Below are 6,987 nucleotides of genomic sequence, written 5' to 3'. Positions count from 1 at the left end.
GCTGGTCAAGGCCAAGCTCAAACGGATGCAGTACCGTCCTGCGCTGCTCGACGGCTTCATCGCCCAGACCGGCCTGCTCCTCGAACCGCTGTAACTTCAGCCTTTCAGGCTCAGTAGCTTGACGGTCCGGACCTCTCAGGAATCAGGAGTTCCATGTGAGAAGAGGCAGCACGGCCATCACGCTGGCCGCCATGGTCACATTCGCCACCGCGGGCTTCGCCGTCCCGGCCGGTGCCGGTCCGGCTCTACCGGAGGGGACGGTACGGGCCAAGGTCAAGAAGGTCGTCGACGGCGACGCCCTGCTCCTCCTCTTCGGCCGCAGGACGGTGAAGGTGCGGGTGCTGGAGGTGAACGCGCCCGGCGGGAAGGAGTGCTGGGCGAAGGAGGCGTCCGCCCGGACGGCCAAGCTGCTGCCGGCGGGCTCCACGGCATACACACTGGCCGACAGGAAACCGCAGGACAGAAATGGCCTGAGCCTTCTCTACGTCTGGAATTCCGAAGGGGTTTCCGTCAATCACGATCTCCTCCGGTACGGCTATGCGAAATGGAAGTCCATGACGCCGAACGACCGATTCACCGAATCCCTCAAGAAGGAGGAGAAGCGAGCCGCCGGGCAGCGGCTCCGGGTCTGGTCGGGCAAGTGCGGTGGGACGGCCACCCCGGCGCCGGCGCCGACCCCCACCCGCACTCCGAGTCCGCCGAAGCCGACGACCACGCCGGAGCCGCGCCCCACACCGCGGCCGAGCGACACGGGGAGCGGTGGCACCGATCCGCGTTTCCGGACGTGTGGTGAGGCGAACGCCGCGGGTTACGGGCCCTACCGGCGTGGAGTGGACCCCGAATACGGCTGGTACCAGGACCGCGACGGGGACGGCGTGGTCTGCGAGCGCTAGCCGTAGGCAACCTCCGCGGTCGGTACGGCTTCCGCGGTCGGTACGGCCGGGCCGACGGGACCACCGTGTCGCCGCCTCACCAGCGGGCGCGGAGGGGTCGAAGGGCGGTGCCCGCAGGCAGCCGCCCGGAAGGCGGTGGGTGCGGAGGAGCCCGTCAGAGGGCGGCTGCACCCACGGGGACCCCCACCCGCTCGCCGCCGAACACCAGGGTGGGGAAGTCGGCGATGGAGTCCAGGATGTGCGTGGCGCCGCCCTTGAGGAGGCGTTCCTTGCTGTGCACCCCGGTCAGGACGCCGGCGACCACCGAAGCGCCGGAGCGCCGGCCGCAGAGCATGTCGCTCTCGGAGTCACCGGCCACCGCGACCTGGCGGACGTCCTCGATGCCGAGGCGCAGGACCGCGGTGAGGACCATGTCGGGCATGGGGCGGCCGCGCCCGGCGTCTTCCGGGCAGAGCGCGAGGTCGATCTTGTCCGACCAGCTCAGGGTGCTCAGCACGCGGCTGAGAATGCCCCGGCTGAAGCCGGTGATGAGGCAGACCTTGACGCCGGCGGCGCGGAGCTTCTCCAGCGCCTCGACGGTGCCGGGCAGGGGGGCCAGGCCCGCGCGCCCGATGGCGCCCTCGTAGGAGCGCTCGAAGGTCAGGTTGGCCGCCTGGGCCTGGGCCTCGTTGTCGGGGAAGATGCCCCGGAAGACCTCGATCGTCGGGCAGCCCCGAGACCGGTGCACATGCACCATGGCGCGTGCGTACGCACCGGTCCCGGGCACGATGCCCTGCGTGGCGATCGCCTCGGCGAACGCCCGTTCGACCATGGCGGTATCACCGATCGTGGTGCCCGCCAGATCCAGGCAGGCGAGCCTGATGGGAGTTACTTCCCCACCTTGGGCAAGGACCATGAAAGCACCTAAATCGGTAGCAGCGTTGTTCAGTTCTCGCTGCCGGTGGCCTCGGTCCACAGGTCCAGCTCGGCGCGGTCAGCCTGCACCTTGCGCCAGACCAGCAGTCCCCCAAGGGCGACGAGCGCCAGAACGATCAGCTTCTTCACGGTGTGACCCCACTTCTTGACGGTCTCACCTGCCGGGGTGAGACAACGCCCGGTTCCAACGGTTCCCTGCAGCCTAGCAAGGGATCGGGCCATGATCCGGTGTGCGCCGACAAGCCGACGTGGCAAATCTGCGCCAACCGGGTGATCTTTATCATCATGCTGTACGATCCGCGCTCGAATGATCGCCGACCGCGACGAGTTCGACCTCGAAGCCGTCCTCGTTCTCAAGATAACCCGCGTAATGGTCGGTTCCGCCCGCATGGGGATGCCGATCGGTGAACATCAGCGTCCATCCATGTTCGGGTGCCGCCGCGACCAGCGCATCTACTCTCTCGGATCCGATTACGCCGAAGGCCAAATGATTCAGACCCGGTCGGCATCGATCATGGGAGGGGGCGGTCGACGCGGGGGACTGCTCGACGACGACATACACGCCGTCCAGCTTCCAGCTCCGGCCGGCGCCCCATTCCTGGAAGGGCTGGTATCCCAGCTCCCCGAGCAGCCATCCCCATGACCTCACCGCCCGGCCGAGGTCCGGCACCCAGAGTTCGATGTGATGCAGCATGATCCGCAGCATGCCACCGTGACCGCCGGGCCGGGCCGGTGCGTCACGCGCCGCCCCCGTCCGATGCCCCGACCCGGCGGCCAGAGGATCGCCGGGGGGCCAGGGGACCAGGGGAGACGCGTGACCGATCAGCTGCCCTTGACGAGGTCGGCGTAGTCGGGGTGACGCTCGATCCAGGTCTTCACGAACGGGCAGCGCGGCACGACCTTCACACCTTCGGCCCGGGCCGCGTCCAGCGCCGCGCGGGCGAGCGCGCCGCCCACCCCGTTGCCCTCGAACTCCGGCTCGACCTCCGTGTGGGTGTAGATGATGAGCCCCTCGTGCCGGGTGAACTCCAGCTGGCCCGCGTGCTTGCCCTCCACCTCCGCCTCGAAGAGATCGCCGCCGGGCGAGAGCTTGACTTCGACCTGCATGGAGCCTCCTCCGTCTGGCCGCCGGACGGCGGCGCACCGATCAGCCGGTTTTCCGCGGCATTCATTCCCCGGAAATTCATGACATGCGTCGGCGGGTCGGTCAATAGTCCCGGCGGACCGGATGACGACGGTCCACCGGCGGGGCCGGAGCGCGCCCCACCAGGCGGGACGGCGGCGGACACTCTCCCTAAAGGGGATCCGACGGGATTTTGAAGGATAAGTAAACTGAGGAACGATGACGATTACGGCTGCGCCGATCCACCGGCCTTTCGCGAGGTGGCCGGCGCCCTCGCGGAAGGCTTGAGATTGCGGGTGAACAACCTCGGCGGCCGGTGGGTCACTCCGGCTCCACAGGCACCGCGCCCGGTGGCCGTACGGCATGCGCCGCGCCCGGTGGCCGTACGGCGCCGCGGCTCCGTGAAGTCTTCCGCCGGCGGAGCGGGTCTGGCGCCCCGTCCCGGGGCGGCCGTGATCGGGCAGGCGCTCACCGGGCCCGGTCCAGGTCTTTCCGATGACACCGCCACGTCGGCCCCTTCCGCCCCTCCACCGTCTGCAGAGGTTTCCCTGTGAGCACTGCCGTCCATGTCACCGCCGTATCCGACGGCACCGTGGAGCTGGAACATGTGTCCCTGCTGGCACTGACCGGCGAGCTCGACTACACCAACGCCGAGCGGCTCCAGCACGATCTCCAGGAGTTGCTCGGCGCGCAGTCGTGCGATCTCGTCATCGATCTGAGCGGGCTGGCCTTCTGCGACTCCACCGGGATCCAGATATTCCTGGCCATCCGGAAGCTCGTCCAGGGCCGTGGGGCCAGCATCACACTGGCGCAGCTGCACCCCCGCCTGGAGCGGCTCTTCCATCTGACCGGGCTCACCCACGCCTTCGACATCCAGCCGACCGTCGCTGACGCCGTCGAGGCCCTGCGGTCACGGCAGTCGTCGTAGCGCCGCCCCACGCGGTGGCGCCCCGCCCGGTAGCGCCCCACGCGGGCGGCCCGTCCACGCCACCGCGCGCCGCCCCCCGGCTCGCGGACCGGCCGCCGACACCCGCACCCGTGGCCGGCGGCTCTGGGCGGACAGCCCGTCTGCCCGTATGGTCGTAAGTTGGCAATGACCGGGCAGGTGTTTAGCATCATGTAACTCGTCAGCAACGCCCTGGGTCTGGAGCGGGTCGGCTCACCTCCCGGTGACTGCCAGACAAGGCGACGTCAAGGGGGTGTCGTGACCGGCGACCACGGCCAGCACTGGCCGATCGACGACGATCTCACCGCTCTGCGTCAGCGTCTCCTTCACCACGCGGCCCAGGCCGGCATGCGCGGCGAGCGTCTGGACGACCTGCTTCTCGCCGTCAACGAGGCCGTCATCAACGTCCTGGAGCACGGCGGCGGCAAGGGCACGCTGAGCATCTGGCACAACGACACCTGCATCACCGTCGAGGTCGTCGACCCCGCGGGCACCCTGGCCCCCCGGGACATCCCCCCGGAGCGCCCCACGGGCACCGTGCGGGGCTTCGGCCTGTGGCTGATGAACGAGCTGTGCGACGAGTTCGCCATCCAGCAGGCCGACGGGGAGTCACGCGTCCGCCTGCGGATGCTCCTGCACCCCAGCCCCACCCGGTGACCGCGTCCCCACCCCCGCATCGGTGACGGCTCATCCGGTCACATCCCCCGCACCGGTAGCAGCCCCTCGGTCAACCCCCTCCCCGCACCCGTAACAGCCCCCCAGTCAACCTCCCGCACCGGTAACGCCCCGCCCGATCACACCGCGCCCCGCCGCGGTCGGCGGCCGCGGACCGGCCGGACCGCCATCCGCACGACCCGCACCAGGAGCACCTTCATGATCCGTTATACCGACGCCGTCGACACGATCGGGGCCGACCGGCTCACGGGCTTCTTCGTGGGCTGGCCGGTCGCCGCTTCGCCGGAGCGGCACCTGGCGGTCCTGCGGGGGAGTTACCGCGCGTTCGTCGCGATCGACGAGGAGACCGAGCGCGTCGTCGGTTTCGTGAACATGATCAGTGACGGCGTCCTGACCGCGTACGTCCCCTGGCTCGAAGTCCTCCCCGAATACCAGGGGCAGGGGATCGGGAGCGAGCTGATGCGGCGGATCCTCGCCGACACCGAACACCTCTACTCCGTCGACCTCCTCTGCGAGGCGCCGCTCCAGCCCTACTACGAGCGCTTCGGCATGCTCCCCGTCCCCGGGATGAGCCGCCTGCGCCGCTCCGCCCTCCAGGGCTGAGACCACAGCCCCGGGCGACCGTCGGGCGTCCGAGGCCGCCCGCTCAACCGGGGACGGCCCTGCCGTGCTCCAAATACACCGATTCACCGAGCTCACGGGCGGCGACCGCCGCCTTGACCCGCCGGGCCAGGCGCTCGGGCAGCAGACCGTCCAGCTCCTCCACGGGGTGGTAGCCGAAGCCCGTCAGCTCCTTGTCGGCGAAAGTGATCCGCGTGAGCGCCTCCGCGCCCAGCACGCCGCCGTCGAAGACGAACAGGACGATGTCGCCCTCGCCCGGGTGAGGCGCCCAGTCCGCCACGAGCAGGCGGCCGATCGGCGGGTGGATGCCCAGCTCCTCGCCGACTTCGCGGACACAGGCCTCGTAGGGGGTCTCTCCCGGCTCCACACACCCGCCGGGGATGTCCCGCTCCGGCTTGTACGACGGCTGGACGATCATGACGCGGCCGGCCCCGTCGAAGAAGAGCGCACCCGCGGCCGCCCGCGCGCGGGCAGCGGGCGGGAACCCCTGCTCACTCATGATTCCGACTGTAGGCCAACTCCGCCCGCCAGGCCACGGTACGGCGGCGCAGCGGGCCGGCGCCCCGGCCCCGGACCGGCGGCGAGCCCGTGCGACCCGCGCCGCCGGGTACGAAGCTTTGCCTGAGCCGGAGATCAACCCGCAGGTCAGCGGGGGATGAGGTGCTTATCGTCTGTGCGCTGGGGGGATTCGATGGGCCTTCTTAGGGTGAGCAGAGTCGGTGCGGCGGCCGTGGCGGCGGGCGCCGTACTCGTCGGGTGCATGCCGTGGCAGGGTGAGGAAGCACAGGAGAAGAAGGACGCGGGAGTGGCCGCCGCGGCCAAGGCGTCCGCGGCGGCGGCCGGACAGGCCAACCTCCGCAAGACCCGGCTGGCGGCCGCCGCGAAGGTCCGCGCCAACGAGCTGGGGCAGATCCCCGTGCTCATGTACCACCGGGTGGTGGACAAGCCGACGACCCAGGACGACCGCACTCCCGATCAGTTCCGCGCGGAGCTGGAGCGGCTGGCCCAGGAGGGCTACGTCCCGATCACCGCGGCCGAGTACGTCACCGGCCGCATCGACATCCCCGCGGGGCGGCATCCGGTCGTCCTCACCTTCGACGACTCCTCCCCCTCGCAGTTCGACCTGGACGGGATGGGCGCCCCCAAGCCGCTGACCGCCGTCGCCATCCTCCAGGAGGTCGCCCAGCGCCACCCCGGGTTCCGCCCGGTGGCCACGTTCTACGTGACGCGCGACATGTTCGGCAAGACGACGCCCGAGGAGCAGGCCCAGATGCTGATGTGGCTCCGCGACAAGGGGTACGACATCGGCAACCACACCCGCGACCACAAGAGCCTCCGCGGCAAGCCGGAGAAGCAGGTGAACGCCGAGGTCGCCGCGGGCCACCAGCTCATCACCAAGTTGATCAGCACCAACCCGGTCACGCTGGCACTGCCGTACGGCAACCAGCCGGACCACAAGCAGTGGGGCCTCAAGGGCGCCGCCGACGGCGTCTCCTACGACTACGGCGGGGTGTTCCTCGCCGGGTACACGCCCGCGATGTCGCCCTTCAGCAGGAATTTCGACCCGCTCGGCATCCCGCGCATCCGCTCGATGGACAAGACCGGCGACTGCGCGAAGTTCTGCTCCACCGCCTGGCTCGACTGGCTGAAGGCCAACGGCGACGAGCGCTACACCTCGGACGGCGACGCGAAGTCGGTCGCCTTCCCGAAGTTCAAGTCGCCGTTCGTGGTCAAGCGTTTCAGCGAGCGCGTCCTGGCCTACTGACGGCATCCGGCCGGTCCGGCGGCCGCGGCCATCGGCGCCGCGGCCGGCG

General features: G+C 70.0%; 10 protein-coding genes. 5 read left to right on the top strand and 5 right to left on the bottom strand.

Going from position 1 to position 6,987, the window contains the following annotated elements; all coding sequences use genetic code 11:
* The first annotated feature begins 155 nt into the window (after positions 1-155).
* Positions 156-893 (top strand): thermonuclease family protein, encoded by a 738-nt coding sequence (locus ACZ6R6_RS15205; RefSeq protein WP_470093646.1) that lies wholly within the window; start codon positions 156-158, stop codon positions 891-893.
* Positions 894-1,047: 154 nt separating this feature from the next.
* On the opposite strand, the gene ACZ6R6_RS15200 is transcribed toward ACZ6R6_RS15205, so the two are convergent.
* The 4 genes from ACZ6R6_RS15200 to ACZ6R6_RS15185 form a co-directional block, all read right to left on the bottom strand.
* A complete protein-coding gene (locus tag ACZ6R6_RS15200; protein WP_470093644.1) occupies positions 1,048-1,788 on the bottom strand; it encodes an HAD-IA family hydrolase in 741 nt (246 codons plus the stop codon).
* 29 nt (positions 1,789-1,817) lie between these two features.
* Positions 1,818-1,937, bottom strand: coding sequence for a DLW-39 family protein (locus ACZ6R6_RS15195; RefSeq protein WP_210157488.1), 120 nt, complete (start codon positions 1,935-1,937; stop codon positions 1,818-1,820).
* Positions 1,938-2,091: 154 nt separating this feature from the next.
* Positions 2,092-2,502 carry a VOC family protein gene (locus tag ACZ6R6_RS15190; RefSeq protein ID WP_470093642.1) on the bottom strand — a complete coding sequence of 137 codons (411 nt, stop codon included), beginning with the start codon at positions 2,500-2,502 and terminating at the stop codon, positions 2,092-2,094.
* A gap of 128 nt (positions 2,503-2,630) precedes the next feature.
* A complete protein-coding gene (locus ACZ6R6_RS15185) occupies positions 2,631-2,915 on the bottom strand; it encodes a GNAT family N-acetyltransferase (protein WP_470093640.1) in 285 nt (94 codons plus the stop codon).
* Positions 2,916-3,481: 566 nt separating this feature from the next.
* Between ACZ6R6_RS15185 and ACZ6R6_RS15180 the strand changes: the two genes are divergently transcribed.
* From ACZ6R6_RS15180 to ACZ6R6_RS15170, 3 genes are all read left to right on the top strand, one after another.
* The gene (locus tag ACZ6R6_RS15180; RefSeq protein ID WP_470093638.1) at positions 3,482-3,859 is read left to right on the top strand and encodes an STAS domain-containing protein; all 378 of its coding nucleotides are present in this window, start codon (positions 3,482-3,484) and stop codon (positions 3,857-3,859) included.
* A gap of 276 nt (positions 3,860-4,135) precedes the next feature.
* On the top strand, positions 4,136-4,534 hold the full coding sequence (locus ACZ6R6_RS15175; RefSeq protein ID WP_470093637.1) for an ATP-binding protein: 399 nt from the start codon (positions 4,136-4,138) through the stop codon (positions 4,532-4,534).
* A 216-nt stretch (positions 4,535-4,750) separates the two neighbouring features.
* A complete protein-coding gene (locus ACZ6R6_RS15170) occupies positions 4,751-5,155 on the top strand; it encodes a GNAT family N-acetyltransferase (RefSeq protein ID WP_470093635.1) in 405 nt (134 codons plus the stop codon).
* Positions 5,156-5,198: 43 nt separating this feature from the next.
* Here ACZ6R6_RS15170 and ACZ6R6_RS15165 read toward each other — a convergent pair whose 3' ends face one another.
* Positions 5,199-5,672: an NUDIX domain-containing protein gene (locus ACZ6R6_RS15165; RefSeq protein WP_470093633.1), complete on the bottom strand. Its 474-nt coding sequence runs from the start codon at positions 5,670-5,672 to the stop codon at positions 5,199-5,201.
* 207 nt (positions 5,673-5,879) lie between these two features.
* Here ACZ6R6_RS15165 and ACZ6R6_RS15160 point away from each other — a divergent pair, with 207 nt between their 5' ends.
* The gene (locus ACZ6R6_RS15160) at positions 5,880-6,938 is read left to right on the top strand and encodes a polysaccharide deacetylase family protein (RefSeq protein WP_470093632.1); all 1,059 of its coding nucleotides are present in this window, start codon (positions 5,880-5,882) and stop codon (positions 6,936-6,938) included.
* The last annotated feature ends 49 nt before the right edge of the window (positions 6,939-6,987 follow it).

The organism is Streptosporangium sp. NPDC048886, assembly GCF_055586905.1.
The sequence above is the reverse complement of the archived record's forward strand: the minus strand, read 5'-3'. Positions and strand labels throughout refer to the sequence as shown.